Raw genomic sequence first — 25,722 nt, 5'->3', positions numbered from 1 at the left:
CCTGAAAACGCTGAGGCTATGCTCCAGATTGCTATGGTTCGCATCATGCTCAGGCGCTTGGCTTAATTGGCTACACCCCTACCCCTTTTCAAACGCCCTCTAAATGATCATCCCAAACTTCCTAATTGGTCTCCTCGCACTGTCGTTGCACCTGCTATTAGTACTGGGGGATTTAACAGAGTTCTTTTCGTTGAGTTTGCAGAGCGAGAACTAGGACGTAATCTCTACTGGGCAAGGCCTAACGACAACAGAGAAGTTCGAAAATTTACTAAGCCATTTGAGCCAGTGTTTGGCAGAGGACGTTTTGCGTGGTGCGCTGCAACGGTTCTCTGGTGTCTAAACAATTTTGATGGTCAAGGGGGGCTTAAGATTCCTATTCAAATACCCGGCGGTGATTATACGCTTGCTTTAGTCGAGCAATGGCAGACTTGGATGAGTGATTTGGGACTATACATAGATAATACTGGCATAAATCGCCCTCAACCTGGCGATCTTCTCATGTTTGATTGGGAGCAAAAAAGATTCGATGAACCTGAATTAGACTGGGAAGACCATATAGGTATTTTTCTTAGAATGAGCGGTAGTAAATTTGTAGTTGCAGAGGGGAACGCACAAACAACAGCCACAGGTGGGGGGCGGACAGGCATTTTTGAACACTCCCCAATTGTTATCCAAGGATGGGCAAGACTGCCTGAGAATTGTAAGTATGATCCTGCAACTAAAGGGTTCAAATAAGTGTGGTTGCTGATCGCTTAGGTTAGGTTGAGGCATAAAGCTCAACACCCGCAGCCTTGAGCCAGCACTAGACAATTGCTACAGGTACAGCCTTAAGCTAACAACGCCCATGCACCCGATCGCTTAAAGGTCATCCGTTGAGTATCCAAGCATATCTGCGGCGGGTGATGGGCAACGTTAGAAGAAAATTTTGCTCTAGGTCTAGAACTTTAGTTCCAGGCTCTTTAGAAGGCGTGTTATACCCCCAACCGCTGCAAACGATACAGGCTCGAATACAACCCCTCCCGCGCCAGCAGCTCGTCGTGGCTACCCTGCTCGACCAGCTCGCCATGCTTGAGCACCAGAATGCGATCGACGTTGCGAATAGTAGAAAGGCGGTGGGCAATAATAATCGCCGTGCGCCCCTCCAGCAGCCGCTCCAGCGCCTCTTGAATCATCGCCTCGGTGCCCACATCTAGGTTGGCAGTGGCCTCATCCAGCACCAAAATGCCGGGGTCGCGAATCGCCGCCCGCGCAAAAGCCAGCAGCTGCTTTTGGCCGCCCGAAAGATTCGTGCCCCGCTCCCGCAACTCGGTGTCGTAGCCCTGGGGCAGCTCTTCAATCAGCCCGTGGATGTTGGTCTTTTTCGCCGCCTCAATCACCGCCTCTAGGGGATACTCCTCCCCCAGGGTAATGTTGCTCTTTACATCCCCCGCAAAGAGAAAGCCATCCTGCAAAATCACCGCCATGCGCCGCCGCAGCTCCGCCTGGGGCAAATCGCGAATATCCACCCCATCCAGCAAGATCGCCCCCTGGTTAATGTCGTAGAGCCGACACAGCAGCCGAATGATCGAGCTTTTGCCCGCCCCCGTCGGCCCCACCAGAGCCACCTTTTCGCCAGGGTGAATGGTGAAAGTGAGGTCTTTGAGCACATGCTCATCGGCCTTGTAGCCGAAGGTGACATGGTCGAAGCAGATTTCGGAAGCCTTGGCGAGGGAGGGGGTGAGGGGGTGGGTGGGTGGGGAAGATGAGGGCGATAGGGGAGATGGGGAAGTGGAGGAGTAAGTAGTGGGAAACGTGGTTAAGCTGCCGTTCCCTTCACCGGGCGATTTCTTCACCCCGTTACCGTTGTTTCCGCCAAGCCCCATCGCCGCTTCCCTACCTCCCCCATCTCCCCTACCCTCCTCATCTCCATCACTCCCCACCTTCTCCGGGTCGCGAATCTCCACCGGCACGGTAAACAGGTCGGTAATGCGCTCCACGGCGGTGAGACCGGCCTGGATGGCGGTGAACTTGTCGGCAAACTGACGCAAGGGGTCGAAGAGGCGCTGGGCAAAGAGAATAAAGGTGGCTAGGGTGCCGAAGGTGAGGGCGTTTTGCATCACCAGCAGGCCGCCGAGCCAGAGCACGCCGCCGATCGCCACCAGCGAAATCCATTCCAGCGTAGACGACACCGCCGAGTCGTAGAAAATGGTTTTATCGACGGCGGTGATATATTTCTGGTTGGTGTGGCGAAACATTTCGGCGTTGTAGCGCTCGCGCCGAAATAGCTGCACCACGTTGATGCCCGCCACGTTTTCTTGCAGGGTGGCATTGAGTTCTGACAGGTGCTCGCGGGATTTGTAGTTGGCCTTGCGAAACTGCTGCTGAAAGTAAATAATCAGCCAGGTAACGGGCACCAGCAGGGCCAGCAGCATGAGGGCCAGCTGCCACTGCATGGTAAACATCACCACAATCAGCACCAGCATCGAAACCACGTCGGTGATGATGCCCACCGCCCCAGTCGAGAATACGTCGCCCAGGGCATCGACATCGCTGGTGATGCGAGTAATCAGCTTGCCCACGGGAGTGCGGTCAAAGAAGCGCACCGCTAGCGAGGTGACGTGGGTAAACAGGTCGGTGCGAATGTCGGCGGTAATATTTTGGCCCACGGCCTGCACTAGGTAGCTCTGAAAGCCATCCAGCAGCAGGCGAATCAGGACGGTAACGACCAGCAGCCCCACCAGCAAATTGAGCCCGCCTTGAAGGGTCGCACCCTCCAGAAAGAACATCACTGGCTCTTGGCGAATCAGGGAAATGGCCTGACCAATCAGTACCGGCTGGAGGGCGTTGGCCAGTGACAGGGGCACCAGCAAGACCAGCGGCATCACCAGGGCATTGCGGTGCTTATAAATGTAGGGCCACATGCGCAGAAACAGCCGCCAGTCGCTGTCGGGGCGGCGGGTGGTGTCGTCGCTGGGGAGAGTGGAGGTAGCGGTCATGGAGGCGATGCAAATGTTGACGCAGCCTCCAGTTTAGGTCTGAATCGAGGTAAGTGGCAGAGTCATACCCCCGACTCACCCACCCCGCACCCATCCAGCTAATTGCCGCAGCTCAGCACCGTCGCATCAGGATTTTCTGTGGTGGCCTGCTGCATTTGGGTGGGGTTAGATCTGCCGTAGGTGCTGAGGGTCTGCACATCTTCGGGCGAGGGGATCGCTGCGGCCACCTCCTGCCCCAGGTCGCTGACGTAGATCACCTGGTCGATGGTAAGCTGCCGCTGCTCCTGTTCGGCGTAGAGGCTGGCGTAGCGATCGCTCACCCGTTCCTGCCACTGGGCCGGGGCGCAGTAGCTGCGATCGATAATCACCGTCACCGCTGGGCCAGAGAGAAACTGGCGCAGACCCAGCCCCAGGCCAGCAAAGGCCAACCAGCCCAGGCCGAGAGTGAGAATCAGTCGTTGGTTGGGGTTGCGCATGGGGGCGAGTTGTAAAGCCTCAGAAATAGGGGAAAGACGGTGTGGGGTATAAGGTTTAGGGTCTAAGACAACACCTTGCACTCCATACCCTGAACCCCTAAAGATTAACCTGGAACAGATCCTTAAACAGAGTTTGCACATTGTCGGGGGTGCCCTGCTGCACGGTAGACTCGCGCAGGGCTGCGATCGCCTCCAATTCCCCCTGATTGACCTCACCGTAGGCGATGGGGTAGAAGCGCACATCGCTGTAGGCCAGAATGTCTTGGACGGCGTCAAAGGTGTAACCCCGGTTGACCTCGCCATCGCTGAGCAGCAGCAGATAGTAGCGCCCGTTGGGATCTTTTTCCTTTTGGGCTAGTAGGTCGGCGAGGCCCACCATGGCTCCGTCATACATGGCCGTGCCACCATCGGCCCGCAAACTGTCAACGGTGGCCAAAAACTTTTGGTGCTGGAGCTGATCAAAGGGAGCCAGGGGCAGGCGGCGGGTGGGGGCATCGGCAAAGGTGACGACGCTGACGTAGTTGCCCGAGTTGATCTGCCCGGCGGCGATCCGCAGACTATCCTTGAGAGCCTGGATGCGCTCCCCTTCCATGGAGCCGCTGGTGTCGATTACCAGGGCCATGTAGACGGTGCGGCCTCCGTCTTTGCGCAGTTTCCAGTTTGACTGGGCAGCCAGCAGGGTCTCGCCGTTGGGGAAGGGGGGCACCTGGTTGGCCTTGAGATAGTCGGTTTCGACAAAGCCCTGCTGCTGGGCCAGGGTTTGCATTTCTGCCGACTGGGCAAAGGTGGCGAACCGCTGTAGAGCTGCCGTCTGCTGGGGCGTGTTCCAGCTAAAGCCCACCAGGGGGTTATTGTGGGGCACACCAAAAGGCACAAATTCGGTGTCGCTAAAGCCAGGCACCTCCCGCAGGGCCAGGTAGTTTTGATATTCCAGCGGAAAGGCTTGCAGGTTGCTCTGGTCGCGCAGGAATAGCTCCTGTAGGTCGAGGGTGGTGGGAGTGGTGATTAGCACCTGCTGCTGAAACTGGTCAAAGACTGAGTTGACCTGGGGGGTTTGCAGCTCGGCCACGGTGAGCGGGCCGCCGTTTTCTTGGTGCCCTGCCGCCCGCCAGTAGAGGGTGTAGAGCAGGTTGAGCGCGGTGGAGCTGCTGTAGGGGTTGGGGTAGGCGACGGTGACCTCGCCCGAGGCGATCGCATTCAGCAGCCGGTCAAAGCTGACGGTGTCGTTCTCGGCCAGACTGTCATAGACGGGTTTGGGCAGCACCCAGCCAGCGGTGTTGGGCACCAGCCGCGCCGCCACGGGCACGGTGCTCACCCCCTGGCTCTGCACCATCGCTACCCAGAGATCGTTAGACGGGCTGTAGCCCTGGGGCTGCACGGCCTTGGCCCCCAGCAGCCGAGCGGCGGTGCCCGAGGCCACCTGGCGCACCCCCACCTGAATCACTTCCCCAGAGGGTAGAGTCTCTTGGCGCTTGTTAAAGGCTTCGGCAACTTCTACCAGCCAGCGCTCGTTTTGGCGATCGACGTTGGCCTTTTCAGAGGAGCTGTAGATCTCTATATAAGCGGTGTTGCTGCCGCCCGGTTGGGCCGCGTACAGCGGAAAGGTATTGACATCGGGCAGCGGATCGACAATCTGATCGGTGGTGTAGCGGCTGGCCACCTCGTCGGGGATCAGGTCTTCGCCCACGGTGATCTTGGGTAACACTGACTGCTCTAGAGCCTGCCGAGCGCTCTCCATCGAATCAACTTTAGGAGTGCCGTTGAAAGCGTCCGGCGTACAGTTCCACAGCAGCACGGCGCAGAGGCTGATCAGAAACGGAATGAGGGGGAAGCGGCGCATTGGGGGATGAGGGAGTGAGGGAGTGAGGGGTGGATACACGAGGGGGGACGTGTTTTCCTGAGGGTTTCTGGTGGGCAGGGGTTAGGCGGAGTCTTGGTTGTTTTGAAGGATGGTTTTGTTGGCGTCGATCAGGCTTTGCAGGCTGTGGGGCAGGGTGCTGTCGTCGGCGGTGTCAAGGGTGGAGAGGGCGACTTGATCCTGGAGCTGTTGCAGCTGGGAGTGGGTGGCCTGGAGGCGATCGCGGCTGGCAGTCAGGCGCTGCTGGGCCATCTGTTGATAGGCCGGGGTTTCGATCTGGTCGAGCACGGCTAGGCCGTCGGCCACCTGACCTGAGAGGTCGAGCACGGTGTGCAGGGCTTCGAGCAGGTCTACTTGCAGGAGGGGGTCGCGATCGAAGATGCGGGCGGCGAATCGCTGCGATTCGGTGGCCCAGTCTTGCACTTCGCGCCAGGCTTTTTGGGCTTTGGGCGGCACTCGTTGGCCCAGGGTGCCCAATTGGCTGGCAAAGGTTTGGGCGTCGAGCAGGTCACCGCTATTTGCCGTCGCCTCACTGGGGCGAAAGCCTGCCGCCCAACTGCTCACCATAGCCGCCGCCACGCCGGAGCCCGCCAGCACGGCCACGGGCTTTGGCCCCGCCAAAACGATCATCAGGGCGTAGCCCAGGGCGGTGCCCCCCAGCAATAGATAGGTCTGGGGCTGCCCCCACAAGGTCGATCGGCGCATACCCATAGCCTGCTAAACCCTTTAACTAACGCTACTGTAGCCTACGGCACTCTTAGCGTCCCTCCCAGGGCGTTGATGGCGTCAGATAGCTGGGGTTCGGCGGCACTCGTTGCCGCTACCAACAGCAAAAACGCTTCTTCGCCGCGCTGGCGAGCAAAGATTTTGCCGGTAATGGGCTGAGGTGGAGCGGCTCCCTGGCTGAGGCGACCCGTCCAGTTAATGCGGATACCGCCGCCGGGGATGGGCTGCACATCGTCGCCTGCGACAAAGCCTTCCCCCGCGCCAAAGGTGTTCTCGGCTGCGGCCACCAGGGCGGCTTCAGGAGTCGATGCCGAGGGCAGGGGTGCTACCGCCACGGTGTAGGCTAAAGTGCCATCTGCTGCCTGAAATAGGGGGTTGCCACCCGCTGAACTGACGCTGTAGCCCTCAAAAATGCCGATCTGAAACCGGCCTTGGGGGTCTGCAAAACTGCCGCTGACCATGGGCAGGGCCGGGGCCAGGGCTGGCGGTGGGGCGTTGGTTTGGGCAACTGCATTGCGATCGCCAATTCCGCCGCTCAGGTGCATTCCCTGGGTTAATAGGACGCTCACGACTAAGGCGATCGCCGCGATCGCCAGCCCCCTAAGCCGCCAAAACCGCTGCCCCATGGTTAAATCCTCATTATCTAACCGCCAAGCATAGCAACTCTGCTGGCCGAGAACCCGCTCTATTAAAGAAGTTAATCTTGGGCCTCTCCTGATCGAACCCATTTGCCTCAGTAGCCAGGCATTGCCAGCGCAGATCGCCCCAGCAAAAAAGAGGACAACTCACCCCCTACCCATCCACCCCCTACCCATCCACCCATCTACTCCCCAAAATAAGCCTCCACACAGCGCACAAACATCTCCACCCCCAGCCCCAGGGCGGTTTCGTCAAAGTCGAAGCGGGGGTGATGGTGGGGATAGGCCAGCGCCTTATCGGCATTGGCCGAGCCCAAAAAGAAATAGCACCCCGGCACTTCCTGCAAGAAAAAGGCCATGTCTTCGCCGCCCATGGTGTGGCAGTCGGGCACCACCCCCGCCGGAGTCTCAACCACCGCCAACGCCACCGAGCGCACCAGATCCGCTATGCCCGCATCGTTAATCACAGGGGGATATAACGCCCGGTAGTTGAAGCTGTAGCTGGCTCCGTGGGCCTGACAAACGCCCGCAATAATCTGCTCCATGCGGGGGGCAAAATAGTCGGCGTAGGCGGGGTCAAAGTAGCGCACGGTGCCGCCAAAAGTAGCGGTGTCGGCAATCACGTTTTGGGCCTTGCCCGCATGGAACTGTCCCACCGTCACCACCGCCGACTTGGTGGGGTCAATGTTGCGGGCCACGATGGTTTGCAGCGCATTGACAATCTGCGCCCCCACCACAATAGAATCTACCGTTTGGTGGGGCAGTGCCCCGTGGCCCCCCTTGCCCTGCACCGTGCAGGTAAAAAATTCTGACGCTGCCATCAGCGCCCCAGTGCGCACGCCCACGGTGCCCAGGGGCAGGTTGTTCCACAGGTGGAGGCCAATCATGGCCTCGACATCGGGGTTCTTGAGCACCCCGGCTTCGATCATGGGTTTGGCTCCGCCTGGCCCCTCTTCGGCGGGCTGAAAGACAATTTTGACGGTGCCCGCAAAGTCGCGGTGGGTAGAAAGATAGTAGGCGGTGCCCAGGGCGATCGCCACATGTCCATCATGGCCGCAGGCGTGCATCACCCCGTCGTGCTGCGAGCAGTAGGGCACCTGGTTCTCTTCTTGAATGGGCAGGGCATCCATATCGGCGCGAATGCCCAGCACAGGGCCGGGGCGGCTGCCCTCAATCACCGCTGCCACCCCGGTTTGAGCGATGTGGCGCTGGTGGTCAATGCCCCACTCGTCGAGCTTTTCACAGATAAAATCGGCGGTCAGCCATTCTTTAAACCCCAGCTCGGGCCGCTGGTGCAGGCCGCGCCGCCAGGTGACCAACTGGTCTTGCAATGCCTGAATGGCGGGGCGAATGCGATCGCGGTTGACGGGCAGCGGCGGGGCAGTGGTGGCAAACATGGTGCAACAACAGAGAAATGGGGTTGAGCAAACCTCTCCGGCGGGCGAAAGGCGCTTCTATCAGCATAAACCAGTTGCCCTGGCCCCCTGGGGCTGCCGCCGACAAGACCCGGCCCAGCATTTGCAGTTTAATAGAAGAGTTCAACCCGCACCTACGCTCACATCTATGACGATCCAGGAACTACAAGATCAGGTTCTGCAACTCTCTGTCGAAGACCGTTGGCAGCTCGTAAACACGGTTTTGGCCTCGCTGCAAAAAGAGACCCACTGCGCCTTGATGGAACCCGACCCTGCCTTTCCAGACATTGCCTTTCGCTCTGACGCCGAGAATAGCTGGGTGCCCGTGGTGCATGGCACCAGCATTCATGTGCGAACCGTAGTGATGGCGGCCACCGAGTGGGACTGGTCAACGGAGCAGATCGCTGAAGAGTACGGCCTGTCTGAAGCGCAGGTAAAGGCGGCTCTGGTGTTTTACGAAGCCCACGGCGATGAGGCGGCTGTAGCTGTCACCGAGCAGATACCTGCGCCCGCGCCAGAGAAGGTGGCAGAGAAACCGATCGAAGCTGCCAAGGCCTAACCTCGCCCTACCCCTTTCTACAGACCCCTCAAAATCGGAGCAGCGTTAAACTGTCAATAACGCAGTTACAAAAGTTAACCATGCTTCCCGATTTGATGGGTGCCACCCGAGACTACTGGCGCAAGCTAGATGAGGTCGAAGCCGCCTACCGCCGCAATGAGCTAACCGCAAAAGAAGTTGACATCAAGGTCAAAGCGCTGATGGTTGAGCTGGGCCAAACCCGGCGAGAGTTGCTGAGGGATAGCTGGGCGATCGCGCAAACCTTTGTCAACCAGCAGAGCGAGGCTCTGGCGGGGGTGGCAGCACTGGGCGTGCTGGCCTACGTGTGGCTGGTGGCCAATGGACAGGCTTAGGCGCTTCAAACCATCACAAACATTTGAGTTCAGCACCAGCATTTAATTCGATCCCAATGTTGCTAGTGCCTGTTTGGCTCGATTAATCTTCACTCCAGAGCACACAAATATTGCTCTGTCTGATGGTTGCAAATAACCACTCGGTTGCAGCAGGTGCGTGAAGCTGACGGTTCTAGCGGCCACTTCGCGTCGTCATTACGATAGTGAAAGCTTTCAGGACACAGCGATGAAAATAAAGCACGTCATCAACCTCCACAAAGGCACTACGGCTCTTTTTGTTGTGGCTTTGATGGTGGCTTACCAAAACTTTGGCTTGGGACCATGGGTTTATCTAGCCCTTCACGGCACCTACGGTCTGCTATGGCTGCTGAAAGATCGCCTCTATCCTGACAAGCAGTGGGAGCAAACCATTCCCCTAGCTACCGGAATTTTTGGCTTTGGGTTCATCAGCCTCTACTGGGTGGCTCCCTTTTTGCTGGTTAGCCGAGGGGTAGAGCCCCCGTTGCCCCTGGTCGCAGGGGCGATCGCCCTCAACATCCTCGGCGTATTTCTGCACTATGCCAGCGATGCCCAAAAATATTTCACCCTCAAATACCAGTCGGGGCTGATTACCGAAGGTTTGTTTGCCCGCTGCCGCAATACCAACTATCTAGGCGAAATTCTGATCTATTTATCCTTTGCCCTGCTGGCGATGCACTGGCTGCCCTTTGCCATTTTGGGGCTGGTTGCCGCCGTGCTATTTGTGCCCAACATGCGGAAAAAAGACCAGTCGCTATCGCGCTATCCAGAATTTGCGGACTATAAGGCGCGATCGGGGTTGCTGCTGCCCAAGTTGTTTGGAGAGTCTGTCGCCAGTTCTAAAACCACTGTCGCTGAACCACCCAGCTAAAAACTAGCCAACATCAAGCGCTTTGCAGCAAAGACTGCTGGTTTTGCAGAATTTGTCTGGCGAAGGCGAGCTTTGCCTGTAGATCGGTGTCGGCGATCGCCTCTAAAAAGTGCATAAATTCTACCTGCTGCTCTAGGCTCCGAAACGGGAACGCCCTGATGGCCAGCTTTGGCAAATTAGTGCTTACTCTCAACAGCTCAACTCCCACCACTCGTTCATCGGCATCATAGTCATAAATCACATCGGGTTCTATTGAGTCAGACTCTACAATGTCACCCTCAGCCAGGCGTAGGTAAAGAGCATCAACGTCGGAATCGTACTCTATGTTCATAGCCTGCCACGCATGCGCCTATCGAAGTGGATCGTCACTATATGCCAGGGATTGGTAGTCCTATTGTAAACAACCTTCAAGACTCGTCCGCCCGCCTCTGGTATCGCCCGGTAAGCACACTGGCAGGTGGGGTCTTCTGGATGATGCTCAACTAGAGCTGGTTCTGCAACGGTAAGGGCAACCCAAGCCAATTCAATCTTGCGCTCAGCTAGTCTCAGCTCGGCATGGTGGCTCAGGTTGTAAGAAGTTTCGTCACTAGCCATACTTACTGTGAAACTGCACAGCTGCTGACTTCCCCCGTCAGCATACCCTAGGGTCTATGATCTAGTGGTTCACGACCCGGCTACCCATGACTCTGTTTACTTTGCGCTCTGCCACCAAAGACTTTGGCATCAAAGAAATCCTCCGCGATGCCAGCTTTAGCCTGGATGAGGGCGACAAGGTGGGCCTGATCGGCACCAACGGCTCGGGCAAATCGACCCTGCTGAAGATGATCGCTGGGTTAGAGCCCTTCGACGGCGGCGATTTTTGGGTCAACCCCGGCGCGAAAATTGTCTACTTGCCCCAGCAGCCTGACTTTGAGGCCGATCGCACCGTCCTCGAGCAGGTGTTTGCCGACGCGGGCGAGCAGATGGCGCTAATTCGCGAGTACGAAGACATCTCACACCACATGGCCCAGGGCACAGGCGACGCCGATGCCCTGATGGCCAAGCTCTCGATAGTCTCTGAAAAAATTGCCGCCGCCGATGCCTGGGATTTAGAGAGCAGCGCCAAAGCCATTCTCAGCCGGTTAGGCATCAATGACTTTGACGCCAAGGTGGGCGATTTGTCGGGGGGGTATCGCAAGCGGGTGGCGATCGCCGCTGCCCTGCTCGCCGACCCCGACGCATTGCTAATGGACGAGCCCACCAACCACCTTGATGCCGAATCGGTGGAGTGGCTGCAAAGCTACCTCAGCGGCTTTCGCGGCGCGCTGCTGCTAATCACCCACGATCGCTACTTTCTCGACCAGGTCACCAACCGCATTCTCGAAATTGACCGGGGCGACCTTTACAGCTACTCCGGCAACTACGCCTACTACCTAGAGAAAAAAGCGTTAGCCGAAGCTGCCGACCAGAGCACCCAAAAGAAACATGCTGGCGTTCTGCGCCGCGAGCTGGAATGGCTGAAGCGTGGCCCCAAAGCCCGCAGCACCAAGCAAAAAGCCCGCATCGATCGTATCGGCGACATGCAAAACCGCGAGTTTAAAGAATCCCTCGGCAAGGTCGATATTTCCACCGTCGGTCGCCGCATCGGCAAGAAAGTGATCGAGCTAGAGAATGTCTCTAAAAGCTACGAAGATCGCCTTTTATTCAAGAATTTCACCTACGATTTTGCCCCCGACGATCGCATCGGCATCATCGGCCCCAATGGTGTCGGCAAATCGACTCTCATGAACGTGATCACCGGGCGGCTTGAGCCCGACACCGGCATCGTCGATATTGGCAGCACCATTCATGTGGGCTACTTCGACCAGCATTCCGAAGATTTGTTTGCCAACCCCAGCCAGCGGGTGATCGAATACCTCAAAGAAACCGCCGAACTGGTGACGACCAACGACGGCAGTGTGATCACCGCCTCCCAAATGCTAGAGCGGTTTTTGTTTACCTCCAACCAGCAGTATTCTCCCTTAGAAAAGCTCTCCGGCGGCGAGCGGCGGCGGCTGTTTTTGCTGCGGGTGCTGCTCTCCGCCCCGAACCTGCTCATTCTCGACGAGCCCACCAACGATCTCGACGTGCAAACCCTCGGCGTGCTCGAAGAATACCTGGAGGAATTTAACGGCTGCGTGATTGTGGTTTCCCACGATCGCTACTTTCTCGATCGCACCGTCAACACCATTTTTGCCTTCGAAGGCAACGGCGTACTGCGCAACTATCCCGGCAACTACTCGGTTTATTTAGATTACAAAAAAGCCGCCTCAGACACCGAAAAGGAGAATGGGAAACAGGCTGCTAGCAAAGCCCAAGCCGCTGCGTCTGCTCAAACAATGGCAAAGGCAGAGCCAACTTCCGATGCCAAATCCAAAAAACTCTCCTACAAAGAAAAGCGAGAATACGAGCAGCTAGAAACCCAAATTCCCGCCATGGAAGCTGAAAAAGAGGCGCTAGAAAAGCAGCTCTACGGCAACCCACCCAGCGACTACAGCGAGGTGACAAAGTTGTCTGAGCGCCTAGGGGAACTCACTGCCACCATCGACACCTCCACCGAACGCTGGATGGAATTGGCAGAGCGGATGGAGTGATATTGAATGCAACTCACACTTGCAGCTGCCCACCGATCAATTGGCAAAATCTAGGTTTAAACCGAAGACCGACCACTCCTTTCCGTGAGGTGAAGGACGGCGGAACGTCCTTCTCGATAGGGGTCTGGGGGTAGCGAAATACCCCCAGCAGCAGATCTGGCCTCAGCGTAGAATTGTGCGCTGCAATAGACAACCTAAGCTCTCCTAAGATATTTCTAGGGCTTAGTTTCAGTCTCTATTCCGCTGTCCCATCTCTCGTTGGACAGCGAGGCCGATATTGAGCGCCTCCTGCAAAAACTGTCGGTACTCGCTGGCCTGATGATTGACCTGAAGGGTTTGCAGCGTGACCAGGTTGGTCTCAATGGTGGTGAACAAATCCTGTCGGCGTTCCAGCAGCGCGCGATGGTGACGCAAAATTTTTTCGGTCATCAGAGCCGAAGTCAGACTGTCTCGGGTGGACTGGAGGGCAATCAAGATCTCGCTGTTCTGCAACCCTTGAGAGCCTGCACCCTGCGCCACATCCAACTCCTCCATCACTTGCAGCGCCTGAATGATGTCGTTGTGGCGATCGCACTCATCCAGCAATCGCGCCAGGGTGATGAAGCTTTTAGATCGCTGCCACTGGTAGAAGTGCCAGGCGATGGCTCCAATCGCGATCGCCCCGGCAATCCCCAGCAGCAGCGCGCCAAACTGGTCAAAGCCCTCCTGCTGACTCACCAGCACCAGCCCGAACCCCAGACAAACTACAAAAATTGTCCCCAGCACCAGGCATTCTGTAATGAAAAGGGAGAACAGTTGCCGCCGCGATCGCCACACCGAAGGGCGAATCATTCTGCCCATAAAGACCGAGTCGATATCTAAACCCGTGAGCTGATCGAGTTCAGACCGGGTAATGCGTAGCGCCTGCAAATCAGAGGTCATCGTCTCTGCAAAATTAGAGATTATCAGTTAAAAATATGAATCAGAAATACAGTATTTTTGGCGGAGAAAGTGACCGTTTCCTCTGCCTATGCAGAACAGTCAATCAATTGCCAAACAACAGGGCGACAATGCTGCGAATTACCTGGGAGTAAAAGTTGCCTTCTACCTCACGGAAGAGTTGAAAGGGTTGGCCAGGGGAGCCAAAAAAGGGTCTTAGCGTCCACCCCAACTGGCTGCCCACCAGTCCATAGAGCGTTAGCCAAAACAACAGCAGCCGATTGCGAATCTGCGGTGTATCTTCAGTGAAATTCATTACCGAACGAATGCCCGAATAAAACAGCCTCACCCCAATAAATCCGGTGAGACCGAAGATAGCAACATTGAGCAGTAAAAAGAAGTGATAGCTGCGAATAGAGATTAAAAAGAACAATGTCACTGGCGCAAAGCTGAATAGCAGCACGCTAATCACCGAAACGGTGGTAAGGCTGAGTACCGCATACTGGCGAAAGTCGGCTTTAGAACCGAACAAGATGTCAAAAAAGTATAGTGTTGGCAGACAAATGAGCAGGGTTAGCAAGTAGAGGGCCGGCAGCTTGACCATCGACACCAGCAGTTGTTGCCAGCCGCTCGACGAGCCAATAATGGCCCCATAGATGGCAAAAAATAGCGAACTAACCACTAGCAGCGATAGAATTTTGGACTCGATTTTTTTGCCCTCGCGGACTTCTTCTAGAAAGGTGGGGCGATCGCGCAGCAACAAAATCAGGGTTGAAAAGTGATCCATAATCTCACTCAAAGCGACAGCGGTATAAGCTTATCTGGAGCATAGCCACATCTCAGGGTGGAATAGGTCGGAAAAAGTCGGTGCTGTCTAGAAGCACCTCATAGGGTAGGCTAGGTGATTCAGCACTTGCAGCAAAACACACCTACTGCTAACTGCCGATGGGGCAAACCAGCGGTAGGCGTGCTGGCCAAGGTTACGTATTCTTAGGAATACGCCTCAGCCATCTGCATTAATCTGAGTAATTAGGTCGGCTAAAACCTGCTCAGCCTGCTCGTTCTCGATCTGGCAGGTACCAGCGGCATCGTGCCCGCCGCCGCCATACTTGAGCATGAGTTCGCCAATATTGGTTTGAGAGGTGCGGTTAAAAATAGATTTGCCTGTTGCCAGCACGGTGTTTTGCTGTTTTAACCCCCACATCATATGAATCGAGATATTGCATTGGGGGAACAGCGCATAGACCATGAAGCGGTTGCCCGCGTGAATGATAGATTCTTGCCGTAAATCCAGCACGACCAGGTTGTTGTGAACTGTAGCACAGCGCAAAATTTGGGCTTTGAACTCAGGCTCTTGGGCAAAGTAGAGTTCTACCCGCTCTTTCACATCGGGCAGGGCTAAAATTTCGGCGATCGTGTGATTTTTGCAGTAGTCAATCAACTGCATCATCAGGGTATAGTTTGAAATGCGAAACTCTTTAAACCGCCCCAGTCCTGTCCTCGCATCCATCAAAAAATTCAGCAGAGTCCAGTCTTCAGGTTGCAGCACTTCTTCTTCGACATACTGGGCTGAATCGGCCTGATCTACTGCCAGCATCATTTCATTAGAAATAGAAGGAAAACGGGTGACTCCACCGTAGTAGTTGTAGACAACCCGAGCCGCTGAAGGAGCTTGCGGGTCGATGATGTGGTTGTCGCGCTGTCCTTGATTGCGGAGCATTTCGCTGGAATGGTGATCGAAGGCTAAGTGCACCCCTTCCACATAGGGCAGGTTGGTGGTGATATCGTTGTCATTGACATCAACTTTTCCATCCTGCATGTCTTTAGGATGAACAAACATAATGTCATCAATGAGATCCATCTCCTTCATTAGAACAGCACACACAAGGCCATCAAAATCGCTGCGTGTGACCAACCGATGCTGAGTTTTAGTAGCTACCATAGGGGCTCCTTGCGATCCAAAATGCTGGATAAACGCTGAAAAAATGGTTATTCGAGCCCAGTTTTCCCAAACTCAGTCAATCACTACCAAGAACAAGTCTCGATAGTTGGTAAACGTACAGCTCCGCTAGCTACTGGCCGCCAAAGTTCTCTATCTGACCAAAATCGTCCTTATGAAATGTAAAAACACCGCAGGCTGGGCCTAGCCTACGGTGTTTTGATGAAAATGCACTGCCTAATCTGCGCTAAAGCATAGCGATCGCGCCCACGACCCGCGCTACAGCGTCAGCTTAGGACTTCTCCTAAAAAGGTCATGAGGGTTTGCCACGAGCGGCGATCGGCCATGCCATCGTAGCGGTTGGCGTCGCTCCAAATCGTAAAGGCGTGGTCAACGCCGCCGTAGATTTCCATCTCGAAGTCAACCTCGGCGGTGTCGAGTTCGGTGGCGAGCTGAGCTACGTCGGCCATGGGGGCCGCGCTATCGGCAGAGCCATGCAGAATGAGAACGCGGCCCTGGGTTTGGCTGTAGTCTTGCCCCTCAGGGGTGTCAAAGCTGCCGTGGAACGCCACGAAACCATCCACATCCATACCGGCGCGGGCCATTTCCAGCACAGCGGCCCCGCCAAAGCAGTAGCCGATCGCCACGACCTGGCTACCATCTACCCCAGTTTGAGCTTGAGCCTGGGCTAGACCGGCCATCAGCCGGGCACGCATGGTGGCGCGATCGCCGTAGAGAGCGCTGGTTTGAGCCCGCGCCTCATCGACGCTGGTAGGCCGCACCCCCTGACCAAAGAGGTCTATCGCAAAGGCTGCGTAGCCCTGCTCCGCCAGCATTTGGGTGCGGCGCTTTTCATAGTCATCTAGGCCATCGCGATCGTGAATGAGCAGCACTAGGGGCTGGGTGTCGCCAAAGTTTTGATTGAAGGCAAAGTAGCCTTCAAAGGGCTGCCCATCAATGCTGTAGACCACAGGCTCGGCCACAATATTGGCTTTGGCCTGGGGGGAGAGGCCCACTGCCACTAACATGGTCACCACGGCGGCTAGTATGACGAGTAAGAGTTTCCTGAGCACTGCGATCTCCTTAATTCTTGACAAAACACTAGAGCTAAAACTCTCTGGCAAGAGGATTTTAGAGCCTAACATCCCCTTAACTGAGGGGAGACCTGCGGCGGATAGGGCATGGGTTATAGCCCTATCGCTGCAAAATTAGACTTTGGGTTAGAGATGGCTCTATCCCCTGATATCGTAAAGAAGTTTGAAGCTCTACGCAAAATTGCGCCTCTACCTATGGAATGGACTGCTGACGCTGAAGCTCGACTCAAAGAGATTCCCTTCTTTGTGCGCCCTGCTGCTCGTAAAAAAATCGAGAAGTTTGCCCAAGAGCAGGGTACGAGTCAGATTACCGTCGAGGTGTACGAAGCGGCTAAGAAGCAGTTTGGCTAAGAGGGCGATCGCCCCGACAACAATTTCAGCGACACCAAATTCCTATTTGTGCCGCTAAAAAGTATAGGGTTTTAGTCCATTTGCCTGCCCCTTTATCGTTAGTAAATGGGCAAAATTTCTCACCTAAAAACTGGCAATCTACGCACCGCAATCTACGCAAAAAAATCCTGCCAACTATTAAGTGGGCAGGATTTTTGTCATATCTGGTTGCGGCAATCCGAACTACTTCGAAGTAGTAAAACCCCTATCTTCAGCAGAAGCTTTGGCTAGACTATAGGAGTGAACCTAGAGGAAAGACATCGTTCATCCTGTCTAACGCTTGACATTGCTAGCTTGATAGGACAAGTAGAGAAACCCCTCTCGAAGGAACGTGCCAACCATTCTCTGCCTTGGGAGGCGAATCTAGTTATGAGCACTGCTCTTGTTGCCGGACTCGAAATCATTGCCGCAGTCACCCTGATGACCGTGGTGGTCTGCCCCATGCTGGTGTGGATACTGCCCGATCGCAGCCAACTCGTGGGCTAACATATCCAGGGGGCGGGAGCCTATTCAGCTTGGTTTGCAAAACTTGCTGGCAAAGTCAGGCTCCCGACCCCTTTGGCACTTAACTTTGCTGAAAAAAGGGGGATGGATCGCGCGATCCATCCCCCTTTGTCGTACTAGTCTCTAGGCACTGGCTTTTGCAGGTAGACCGCTAGGGCATCGGCCATGACCTGGGCCATGGGTCGACCCTCTTTGTCGGCGGTGGATTGCAGGGTCATGAACAAATCGTGGGAAATGCTCAGCCGGTGCCGCCCTTCTTTGGTGTGGCGCGGGGTGTATTGGTCGGCGTTGTAGGTGGCAGAAAACTGCCGCAGGGCTTCAAAGCCGACGCGATCGCAGAAATCCCCAAAGCTTTCGCCCTTTTTGCGCCCGTCGCGAAAGAACACAAACAGCGGTTCTAGGGTGGTGTCGACATCGTTGTCGTGGAGGCGCTCTAGGTAGGGACGAGCCAGGCGGGTCTGGTTGGGCGAGCCACCTAGCCAAACTTGATACGACTCGGGGGCGCTGCCCACCAGACCTAGCTCGGCCATGTAGGGGCGGGCGCAGCCGTTGGGGCAGCCGGTCATGCGCACGACGAAGTGCTCATCTTCGAGGCCCAGCTTGGTGAGCAGGGCGCGCAGACGACCCAGCACCGTGGGCATGATGCGCTCTGACTCGGTCACCGCCAGGCCGCACAGGGGCAGGGCCGGGCAGGCCATGGCGTAGCGCACCAGAGGGTCGATTTCGGTTTCGGTGGCGATGCCGCAGCGGGTGAGAATGGCCTGGATTTCAGCGCGATCTTCGGGCTTGACCTCGTAGAACAGCACGCTCTGGTTAGGGGTGATCAGCATCGGCAGGTGGAATCGCTGCACGATCTCCCTCAGCGCCGTTTTGAGCTGAATGCCCTCGCGGCGATCGATAATTCGCCCATTCTCAACGGGGATGCCGACAAACAGGTTGCCGTCGCCCTGCTCGTGCCAGCCCAGGTAGTCATAAAACGTCCACTTAGGCAGCTTCTTGAAGGGCTTGAGGGGCTTGCCCAGGTAGGTTTCGACCTGCTGGCGGAAGCGATCGACGCCCCAGTCGTTGATCAGGTATTTCATGCGGGCGTGGCGGCGATCGTGGCGATCGCCGTAGTCCCTCTGAGTCGCTACGATCGCCTTCATCAGGTCGTAGACATCGGCTTTGTCTACGTAGCCAATTTCGTCGGCGACGCGAGCGAAGGTTTCTTCTTTGTTGTGGGTGCGGCCCAGACCGCCGCCCGCCAAAATGTTAAAGCCCTTGAGCTGTCCAGAGCGATCGGTGATTACCACCAGGGTCACGTCGTGGGTGTAGGCATCAATGGAGTTGTCGCCGGGCACTGTGACCGCGCATTTAAACTTGCGGGGCATGTAGTGGGTGCCGTAGATCGGCTCTTCGCTGTTGTGCACGACGGTGCCGTTGCCGTTGCGCTGGCGGGCCGCCACCACGTCGGGGTGCTCTTCAACGGAGACTGCCTTCTCGCCATCTAGCCAAATTTCGTAGTAGGCTCCGGTTTGGGGCCGCAGCAGGTCGGCGATGTTGTTGGCATACTCCTGGGCCAGCCGGTACTCGGGCCGGTTTTTGTAGGGAGCCGGGGGAGCCATGATGTTGCGGTTGAGGTCGCCGCAGGCCCCTAGGGTCGAGCCCATGCTGCGCACGATCGCCCCGATGGTGGCCTTGAGGTTTTGCTTCAGCACGCCGTGGAGCTGAATGCCCTGACGGGTGGTGGCCCGCAGGGTGCCGTTGCCGTACTCATCGGACAGGCGATCGAGGGTGAGATAGAGTTCCGGAGACAGGTACCCGCCGGGGTTGCGGGTGCGCAGCATCATCTGGTAGTCCTTCTCCTGGCCCTTGGTGCGGTTGTCGCGGTTGTCTTGCTGGTACGAGCCGTGGAACTTGAGAATTTGAATGGCCGGTTCAGAGAAGTGCGTGGTGTCTTGCAGCAGCTCGCTGGCCACGGGCTCGCGCAAAAAGTGGCTATTCTCTTTAATGCCCTCCATTTTGGAGGGGGTCGGCCCAGGGGCGGCGGTGTTGGGTTTGATAGGAGTCTGAACCATAGCGGCAGGCAATAACCGTTAAAACAGAAAAATCCAGGCAATGGCACCGCAGAGCGGCCTATTCCCGGAAGCTTGGACAGTGACAAAACCGAAAATTCACCGGTAACCCGGTCGGGATTTCGGTGAATGCTTCATTATCCTACCATCGGATCCAAAGATTCGGGCGCTTTGCCCACGGAAGTTCACAGTTCCCCATAAGAATTCCCGCTAGAGTTGGGGATGGTTGGGGAGGGGTTGACAAACGCGATCGCCGCCGCCGTTTCAGGGAACCAATCCGTTTAGGATCAAACCAAAGCCCAAGGAGCGACACTATGCCCGATGCCATTATGTACCAGGAAGAGATGTTCGTCGTGCTGATGCCCGGCGTCGCCGAAGAATTTCTTTCCCCCGAGGAGCTGCTAGAGCGGTTGACGGGGCTGCTGAGCGCTGGCGCAGCCTCTCCAGCGGAGAATCGCCAATACAACTTGCCCCGTGACCTCCAGCGCTTTACCACCGTCGCTGAGCAGGCCCGTCACCTACGCGATACTGCCTGCGAGCTAGAACTCAGCCCCGGCGAAGCCATGCAATGGTATGTGGTACGTCTGGAGAAGTAAAGGTCGTCCCTGGCAAGCGATCGCAACTCTAAGACAACTGTAAATGTAATTCTTCCCGCTTGATTACGACTTGCGGCCATAAAAACGGGAACCTGGCGATCGCCAGGTTCCCGCTCCGACACCAATGGTGCTGTTTAGGCGGGTCTAGACCGCAATTCTGCCGCCATCATTGCGGGTGATGACCACCGTCGCCGAGCGGGGACGAGCATCGCCGCCATCGGGCCAGTGGCTGGTAAATTGTGCTGGATCCGTTACCGAGGCGCTATTCTCGCCCGGATGCTGAATGTTGACGAAAATTACCTGGCCATCGGGCGATTCAGTGATGCCGGTGATCTCACAATCACGCGGCCCCACCAAAAAACGGCTCAATACCGTGGGGCTAGCCCCTTGGCCAACATAGGTCTTAACCTGCTGATCGGCATCGCCGTTGATCGGTACACCTTTGTTGGTCACCATTTTGGCGGTGCCATCGCCTACGGTTCCCGGCAGAGCCGCTAGCATCATGCAGTTGGTGGAGTCGGTGATGTAGCCGTCATCGGTTTGTAACCACAGCAGACCGGGCACCGCCTTGCTAAACCACAGGCCATCGGGGCTAGAAAAATCGTTCTCGTCGGTGAGGCCAGACAGATTGACATCGGCTTCAGCCGTGGCCCGCGCTCCAAACAGGTATACATCCCACTCAAAGGTGGTGGCGGCATGGTTGCCCCCGGCCTCGCGCCAGCGAACGACGTGACCATTGACGTTGCCCTTGCTGACGGTGTCCCCCTTGGCGTCAGCATAGTAGCGAGGGTTGGCGGCATTTAGAGGCGTTCCAACGCCGCGCCCACCGCTGCTCGACACGTTGTTGGTTAGGGTGAGGTAAACATCCCCATTCACTGGGTTAACACCGCCCCACTCAGGCCGATCCATCTTAGTGGCCCCGGCGGCATCGGCGGCGATGCGGGCGTTGATGAGCACGTCGGCTTCGTCGGCAAAGGCGTAGTCGGCGTAGTTGGCGATCTTGGGGTTGCCCATGGTCAGGGGCAGCCACTCGCCAGTACCGTCGTCGTTAAATTTGGCGGCGTACAGGGTGCCTGCGTCCAGGTACTTATTCCCAGCGGCCATGCCTCGGTTGGTATCGCGGGGATCCCACCTGGCGGCGGAGACAAATTTGTAGGTGTACTCGTTGCGGGCGTCGTCGCCGGAGTAAAACACCAGGGGTTGACCTTCTACAGCCGCCGCAGGCCAGCAGCCCTCGTGGGCAAAACGCCCGATCGCCGTGCGTTTTTGCGGCATGGCGCTGGGGTTGAAAGGGTCAATTTCGACCACCCAGCCAAAGGTGTTGGCCACATTGCGAAAATCTTGGTTAGCGCGGGCGGCGGTTTTGCTAGCATCCCAGCGCTGGTAGAGGTCGGTGTTGCCGGTGGCGTCGGCCCGCGACCAGTTGTAGCGGCCCGAGGTGGCATTGCCGATGCCATAGCGCTTAAAGGCCACCAGTTCCTTGGCGGTGCGGGCGCTGTCGTCTTCGCGGCGGTTAAAGTAGCCTGCCCAGTTTTCTTCGCAGGTGAGGTAGGTGCCCCAGGGGGTGTAGCCGTTGGCGCAGTTGTTGAGGGTGCCTCGGGTCTGCTCACCACTGGGGGAAAAGGCCGTGGCCAGCAGAGGGCTGCGCCGGGCGGGGCCGCTGATCTGACAGCGGGTGGCGGCGGTCACGCGATGGTTAAAGCGCGAATCGCGGTTGATCGCGTAGGTCGAGCCCTGCTTGACCACTTCCACAACGGTGACGCCGTGGGCCGCCACTTCTTTGTCGATTTCGATCGCCGGACGGGCCTCGGTGCTCTCGGTGCCGTAGTTGGTGGGGCCGTTAGGGTGCACAAAACCCACGTCTTCGCAGACTTCGTGGTTGATGCAGAGCAGGGCGCGATCGCTGCCGTTGGGGTCCCAGCCGTTGCCGGCCCGGTTCAGACCAAAGTAATGCATGGCGTCGTGGTGGTCGCCCGCCCGTCCTTCAAAGTCGTTGTCAGTGCCGTCGTTTTTGTAGGGGGTGACGTTGCCCTTGATCGGGTCACCCGTAGCCAGCAGTACGCGGGCAGTGTAGCCCTCGGGCACCACCAGCGTATCGGCAATGCTCTTGGCCACGGGGCTAAAGCTGAGGCGCAAATCGGTAGCAGCTTTGGCAGCTTTGCCAGCCTGCTTAGTAGAATCGGCGGCAAAGGCTAAACCTGTACCCAGCATGGCGGCGGCGGCCAGAGATGAACTGCCCTTAAGAAACCCCCGCCGACCCAGGCGGGCGCGCTCTAAAACTTGGTTAAAGGAATCGTTATTTGAGGGATTGTGATTTTCATCCTCAAGGTTGACCAGCTTTTTAAGGACGGTCCGAATATCTGACTTTTTTGCCATGGTCAGGGCTCCCAATAGGCTTTTTGAGTAACCAAAAAATATTATTGGCCCCTGGTAACGGAGGGTTTAACGATTGTTTAGCAGTTATTTAAGCGACAGTGAAGGGAGGGTAATCAATTTTCTAGAGCGGTAGTCAATAGCAGCTAGAGCCAAGACTGCGAAACTCTAAAGCTTTCGGCTTGGGCTGTTATGTCTGCAAAAATCGCGGTGGTTAAGCCGTCGATCGCGCTTAAAGGTCGTGCCTGTTGCTTTGCCATTTTTGGGCCAATCGGCGGGCAAGGGCCTGTATGAAGCTTAGTAAGCCTGACCCCTGAACCCCATCCCGCTCGCCTGCCATTGCGCCTAGAATTAGAGCACCCAACCTGTGATAATTTGCGGAGCCTCAGCCCATGACCGACTCAGCCCTGCTGCCAGTGCCCGATTTTTACAACCCCAGCCGAGTTGGTGAGGTGTGGTCGGTGCCCTACCAGCAGCGTGCCGCCGAGGCCAAAGCCTGGGCTAAAGCCCATCGCATTGCCCCCGCCGCTGAGGATAGTCGCCGCCTTTGCCTGCTGCTGATCGATGTGCAAAACACCTTTTGTATTCCGGGCTTTGAGCTATTTGTGGGCGGGCGATCGGGCCAGGGGGCGGTGGATGACAACCGCCGTCTAAGCGAGTTTATCTACCGCAACTTAGGGCAGATCACCACCATCACCGCCACCCTCGACACTCACCAGGCGATGCAGGTGTTTCACCCCGCCTTTTGGGTCGATGCCGAGGGCGAGAACCCGCCGCCGATGACTATGATTCACTACGACGACGTGGTGCAGGGCAAGTGGCGGGTCAACCCGGCGATCGCCGCCAACCTTACCGCCCCCCGCGACCTGCAAGAGTATGCCCTGCATTACACCAAAACCCTGGATGATCGGGGCAAATATCCCCTCACCATCTGGCCCTATCACTCGATGCTGGGGGGCATTGGCCATGCCCTGGTGCCTGCGATCGAAGAGGCCTGCTTTTTTCACACTATCGCCCGCCAGAGTCAGACCCGTTTCGAGCTTAAGGGCAGCAACCCTCTGACCGAAAACTACTCGGTGCTTAGCCCCGAGGTGATGGAGGATGGGCAAGGACAGGCGATCGCCCAAAAAAACAGCCCTCTGATTCAAACCCTGCTGGAGTTTGACGGGGTGATTGTCGCGGGTCAAGCCAAGAGCCACTGCGTTGCCTGGACGGTGGCTGACCTACTGAGCGACATTGAGGCCACTGACCCGGCACTGGCCCAAAAGGTTTACCTCCTCGACGATTGTGCTTCTGCCGTAGTTGTCCCCGGCGTGGTCGATTTTACTGATCAAGCCGAAGATACCTATCAACGCTTTGCCGAGGCTGGCATGCACCGGGTGCAGTCAACTACAGCGATCGCGGATTGGCCCTAGTACCGCTACGCGGAGTTCAAAATTCGAAGTGAAAAATTCTTGGGGTAGAGGTATTTCAAGCATTCTGAGCAGCGGGATCATCTCTGCCACCGCGTACTAGCCTGCGATCGCTAAACTTAAGTTGCTGCTCAATAGCTGTGCCGCTACTACAGTTCAGCCAAATAGGTCAACAGCGGCAAAACGAATGCGGCAAAAATGCCGCCAATGACGACCCACTCAATTACCTTCAATGGAGCATTTTTTCTTTTCATGAAACCCGTTCTTTAAGCCTAATCAATTGATGTCTAACGTCCAAATCGCTCACGGAATTTTTCTCGAAGATAGTCTATCCACAGCGAGGGCGATTCTTCAGGACGGTACGTTGTCTGAATCATTGACAGCAGTAAAGGCACCCCGCCGACCTTGAGACCCATGGCAATGTGAGCTAACAAAGTTAACAACAGCACTAACCACGCTGTCAGATGTAGCCTGTACCAAACGTGGTACAACTCTCCAGCGGGCAACCATGCCTCTTGCATCATTCTGCCGGTAACTACGGCCAATGTAGCAGCTAAGAGCATAGCGGTATTTAACAGTCGCTGAAGATTGGCCCACCAGCCAGGTTTACCCACGTGATGGGTCAAGCGACCCCAAAAGTCAGGAAACAATAATCGCCGATATCCCCAATGAAAACTATAGATGGCAAGCGCGGGAAACATCAGCAAAAAGAAAAGACCGAACGTACCATGAATACCTTGAATGTCTGGCAGTAAGGGTAGAGGAATAGAGCCAAATCGGCCATCATAGGTGTTGTAAACCAAAAATCCAGTAATTAAGGCACCAATGGCTAGCAAGCCAGCAATGCTGTGTACAATCCGTAAAACCAGAGGTTGATAGGGAATTAATTTAGACATTTCACCCACCAATTTAATATAATTTTATCCGCCTGAAAAATATCATAGGCCAGAGGATACCTATATAGCAAACAGTAAAAAATGAACAAAAAATGAAATAGAGCTGCCCCAAAAATGATTGAATTATGAAATAAAAATTTGTTTCTTATAGCTTCAATCAGTATTTTTAATTAGTCTCAAATCCACAGTTCGTGATATGGTTTGAGTTATGAAGGGGAGTAGCTTTGGATTTCTTAACCCAAACATCTGAGTCAACATACTGGCGATGAGCCTGGTTCAGATGGCGAATTAGCACCGTAAATAAAGCCGTGCATTCGCAAGCGAGACCTTCACTGAGTCCACAACTGACGTGGGCTTGGTGGAGTTCTTGTGATCATCCATCATGCCCGCTCAGGTTTTATAGCCCTGGAGACGAGCATGCACCCACTGACCGGATTTACCGCTGGCTTACTATTCATCACCCTATCTGAGTTAGGGGATAAAACCTTTTTTATCAGCATGATTTTAGCCACCCGACACCCGCGCCGCTGGGTGTTTCTAGGGGCTACAGCTGCGCTATTTGTGATGACGGTTTTATCGGTAGCAATTGGTCAGGCCGTCACTATTTTTCCTGAGCACTACGTTCAGGGACTAACCGTAACTCTGTTTCTAGGATTTGGCCTCAAGCTGTTGTACGACGCTAGCCGCATGGTTGGGGGAGGGAGCCTGGCTGACGAGCAGGCCGAAGCTCTAGAGGCCGTCGAAGAAAGTGAGGCTGAGGTCAAAAAATGGTCGGTCAAAGCTGTGCTCATTCAATCCTTTAGCCTGACTTTTGTGGCTGAGTGGGGCGATCGCACCCAATTTGCCACCATTGCCCTGGCAGCAGCCAACCATCCAGTGGGCGTGGTGCTGGGGTCAACCCTAGGGCATGCGGTGTGTGCTGCGATCGCCGTCGCCTGCGGCAAACTCGTCGCCGGACGCATCTCAGAGCGCTGGCTGACGACCGTTGGCGGGCTGTTATTTGTCATCTTTGGCCTGGTTGCCGCTGTGGAAATGGTTTAGGACA

24 protein-coding genes are annotated in these 25,722 nt (G+C 56.1%); 9 read left to right on the top strand and 15 right to left on the bottom strand.

Annotated features, from left to right (window positions below):
• Positions 1–66 precede the first annotated feature (66 nt).
• Positions 67–735 (top strand): CHAP domain-containing protein, encoded by a 669-nt coding sequence (locus tag H6G07_RS22720; RefSeq protein WP_084173503.1) that lies wholly within the window; start codon positions 67–69, stop codon positions 733–735.
• A gap of 236 nt (positions 736–971) precedes the next feature.
• Here the strand turns inward: H6G07_RS22720 and H6G07_RS22715 are convergent, their stop codons facing one another.
• From H6G07_RS22715 to H6G07_RS22690, 6 genes are all read right to left on the bottom strand, one after another.
• Positions 972–2,975 carry an ABC transporter ATP-binding protein gene (locus H6G07_RS22715; protein ID WP_190740774.1) on the bottom strand — a complete coding sequence of 668 codons (2,004 nt, stop codon included), beginning with the start codon at positions 2,973–2,975 and terminating at the stop codon, positions 972–974.
• Between the two features lie 98 nt (positions 2,976–3,073).
• A complete protein-coding gene (locus H6G07_RS22710) occupies positions 3,074–3,451 on the bottom strand; it encodes a hypothetical protein (RefSeq protein ID WP_073610470.1) in 378 nt (125 codons plus the stop codon).
• A 97-nt stretch (positions 3,452–3,548) separates the two neighbouring features.
• A complete protein-coding gene (locus H6G07_RS22705; protein ID WP_073610469.1) occupies positions 3,549–5,291 on the bottom strand; it encodes a VWA domain-containing protein in 1,743 nt (580 codons plus the stop codon).
• Positions 5,292–5,372: 81 nt separating this feature from the next.
• Entirely contained in the window at positions 5,373–6,014 is a 642-nt protein-coding gene (locus tag H6G07_RS22700; RefSeq protein WP_073610468.1) for a hypothetical protein, read from the bottom strand.
• A 41-nt stretch (positions 6,015–6,055) separates the two neighbouring features.
• A complete protein-coding gene (locus H6G07_RS22695) occupies positions 6,056–6,661 on the bottom strand; it encodes a hypothetical protein (RefSeq protein ID WP_073610467.1) in 606 nt (201 codons plus the stop codon).
• 197 nt (positions 6,662–6,858) lie between these two features.
• On the bottom strand, positions 6,859–8,070 hold the full coding sequence (locus H6G07_RS22690; RefSeq protein WP_073610466.1) for a M20 metallopeptidase family protein: 1,212 nt from the start codon (positions 8,068–8,070) through the stop codon (positions 6,859–6,861).
• Between the two features lie 166 nt (positions 8,071–8,236).
• On the opposite strand from H6G07_RS22690, the gene H6G07_RS22685 reads away from it, so the two are divergent.
• From H6G07_RS22685 to H6G07_RS22675, 3 genes are all read left to right on the top strand, one after another.
• On the top strand, positions 8,237–8,647 hold the full coding sequence (locus tag H6G07_RS22685) for a DUF433 domain-containing protein (RefSeq protein ID WP_073610465.1): 411 nt from the start codon (positions 8,237–8,239) through the stop codon (positions 8,645–8,647).
• Positions 8,648–8,727: 80 nt separating this feature from the next.
• Positions 8,728–9,000, top strand: a complete 273-nt coding sequence (locus H6G07_RS22680) for a hypothetical protein (RefSeq protein ID WP_073610464.1) — start codon at positions 8,728–8,730, stop codon at positions 8,998–9,000.
• A 226-nt stretch (positions 9,001–9,226) separates the two neighbouring features.
• Entirely contained in the window at positions 9,227–9,889 is a 663-nt protein-coding gene (locus H6G07_RS22675; RefSeq protein WP_073610463.1) for a methyltransferase family protein, read from the top strand.
• Between the two features lie 13 nt (positions 9,890–9,902).
• Here the strand turns inward: H6G07_RS22675 and H6G07_RS22670 are convergent, their stop codons facing one another.
• Together H6G07_RS22670 and H6G07_RS27165 are read right to left on the bottom strand one after the other, a co-directional pair.
• Positions 9,903–10,220: a DUF2283 domain-containing protein gene (locus H6G07_RS22670; protein ID WP_073610462.1), complete on the bottom strand. Its 318-nt coding sequence runs from the start codon at positions 10,218–10,220 to the stop codon at positions 9,903–9,905.
• On the bottom strand, positions 10,217–10,483 hold the full coding sequence (locus H6G07_RS27165) for a DUF4258 domain-containing protein (RefSeq protein WP_073610461.1): 267 nt from the start codon (positions 10,481–10,483) through the stop codon (positions 10,217–10,219). Before H6G07_RS27165 ends, H6G07_RS22670 begins: the two co-directional genes overlap by 4 nt.
• 86 nt (positions 10,484–10,569) lie before the next feature.
• On the opposite strand from H6G07_RS27165, the gene H6G07_RS22660 reads away from it, so the two are divergent.
• Positions 10,570–12,501: an ABC-F family ATP-binding cassette domain-containing protein gene (locus H6G07_RS22660; RefSeq protein ID WP_073610460.1), complete on the top strand. Its 1,932-nt coding sequence runs from the start codon at positions 10,570–10,572 to the stop codon at positions 12,499–12,501.
• A gap of 228 nt (positions 12,502–12,729) precedes the next feature.
• Here H6G07_RS22660 and H6G07_RS22655 read toward each other — a convergent pair whose 3' ends face one another.
• The 4 genes from H6G07_RS22655 to H6G07_RS22640 form a co-directional block, all read right to left on the bottom strand.
• On the bottom strand, positions 12,730–13,422 hold the full coding sequence (locus H6G07_RS22655; RefSeq protein ID WP_073610459.1) for a hypothetical protein: 693 nt from the start codon (positions 13,420–13,422) through the stop codon (positions 12,730–12,732).
• Between the two features lie 103 nt (positions 13,423–13,525).
• Positions 13,526–14,206: an actin-binding WH2 domain-containing protein gene (locus H6G07_RS22650; protein WP_073610458.1), complete on the bottom strand. Its 681-nt coding sequence runs from the start codon at positions 14,204–14,206 to the stop codon at positions 13,526–13,528.
• 216 nt (positions 14,207–14,422) lie between these two features.
• A complete protein-coding gene (locus H6G07_RS22645; RefSeq protein WP_073610457.1) occupies positions 14,423–15,361 on the bottom strand; it encodes an exopolyphosphatase in 939 nt (312 codons plus the stop codon).
• Between the two features lie 284 nt (positions 15,362–15,645).
• The gene (locus H6G07_RS22640; RefSeq protein WP_199312361.1) at positions 15,646–16,431 is read right to left on the bottom strand and encodes a dienelactone hydrolase family protein; all 786 of its coding nucleotides are present in this window, start codon (positions 16,429–16,431) and stop codon (positions 15,646–15,648) included.
• Positions 16,432–16,584: 153 nt separating this feature from the next.
• Between H6G07_RS22640 and H6G07_RS22635 the strand changes: the two genes are divergently transcribed.
• A complete protein-coding gene (locus H6G07_RS22635) occupies positions 16,585–16,803 on the top strand; it encodes a PCP reductase family protein (RefSeq protein ID WP_242026949.1) in 219 nt (72 codons plus the stop codon).
• 659 nt (positions 16,804–17,462) lie between these two features.
• On the opposite strand, the gene sir is transcribed toward H6G07_RS22635, so the two are convergent.
• On the bottom strand, positions 17,463–19,403 hold the full coding sequence (sir, locus tag H6G07_RS22630) for a sulfite reductase, ferredoxin dependent (RefSeq protein WP_073610454.1): 1,941 nt from the start codon (positions 19,401–19,403) through the stop codon (positions 17,463–17,465).
• Between the two features lie 311 nt (positions 19,404–19,714).
• On the opposite strand from sir, the gene H6G07_RS22625 reads away from it, so the two are divergent.
• Positions 19,715–19,996, top strand: coding sequence for a CRR7 family NDH-1 assembly protein (locus tag H6G07_RS22625; protein WP_073610453.1), 282 nt, complete (start codon positions 19,715–19,717; stop codon positions 19,994–19,996).
• Between the two features lie 144 nt (positions 19,997–20,140).
• Here the strand turns inward: H6G07_RS22625 and H6G07_RS22620 are convergent, their stop codons facing one another.
• Entirely contained in the window at positions 20,141–22,372 is a 2,232-nt protein-coding gene (locus H6G07_RS22620; RefSeq protein WP_073610452.1) for a PhoX family protein, read from the bottom strand.
• A 389-nt stretch (positions 22,373–22,761) separates the two neighbouring features.
• Here H6G07_RS22620 and H6G07_RS22615 point away from each other — a divergent pair, with 389 nt between their 5' ends.
• Entirely contained in the window at positions 22,762–23,784 is a 1,023-nt protein-coding gene (locus H6G07_RS22615) for a cysteine hydrolase family protein (protein WP_073610451.1), read from the top strand.
• 284 nt (positions 23,785–24,068) lie between these two features.
• Here H6G07_RS22615 and H6G07_RS22610 read toward each other — a convergent pair whose 3' ends face one another.
• The gene (locus H6G07_RS22610) at positions 24,069–24,677 is read right to left on the bottom strand and encodes a cytochrome b/b6 domain-containing protein (protein ID WP_199312359.1); all 609 of its coding nucleotides are present in this window, start codon (positions 24,675–24,677) and stop codon (positions 24,069–24,071) included.
• Positions 24,678–25,094: 417 nt separating this feature from the next.
• Here H6G07_RS22610 and H6G07_RS22605 point away from each other — a divergent pair, with 417 nt between their 5' ends.
• Complete coding sequence (locus H6G07_RS22605) at positions 25,095–25,718, top strand: TMEM165/GDT1 family protein (protein WP_073610450.1); 624 nt, start codon at positions 25,095–25,097, stop codon at positions 25,716–25,718.
• Positions 25,719–25,722 lie beyond the last annotated feature (4 nt).

The sequence above is a fragment of the Phormidium tenue FACHB-1052 genome (assembly GCF_014696675.1).
Lineage (GTDB): Bacteria > Cyanobacteriota > Cyanobacteriia > Phormidesmidales > Phormidesmidaceae > Nodosilinea > Nodosilinea tenuis_A.
This window is presented reverse-complemented; position numbering and strand designations above follow the sequence as displayed.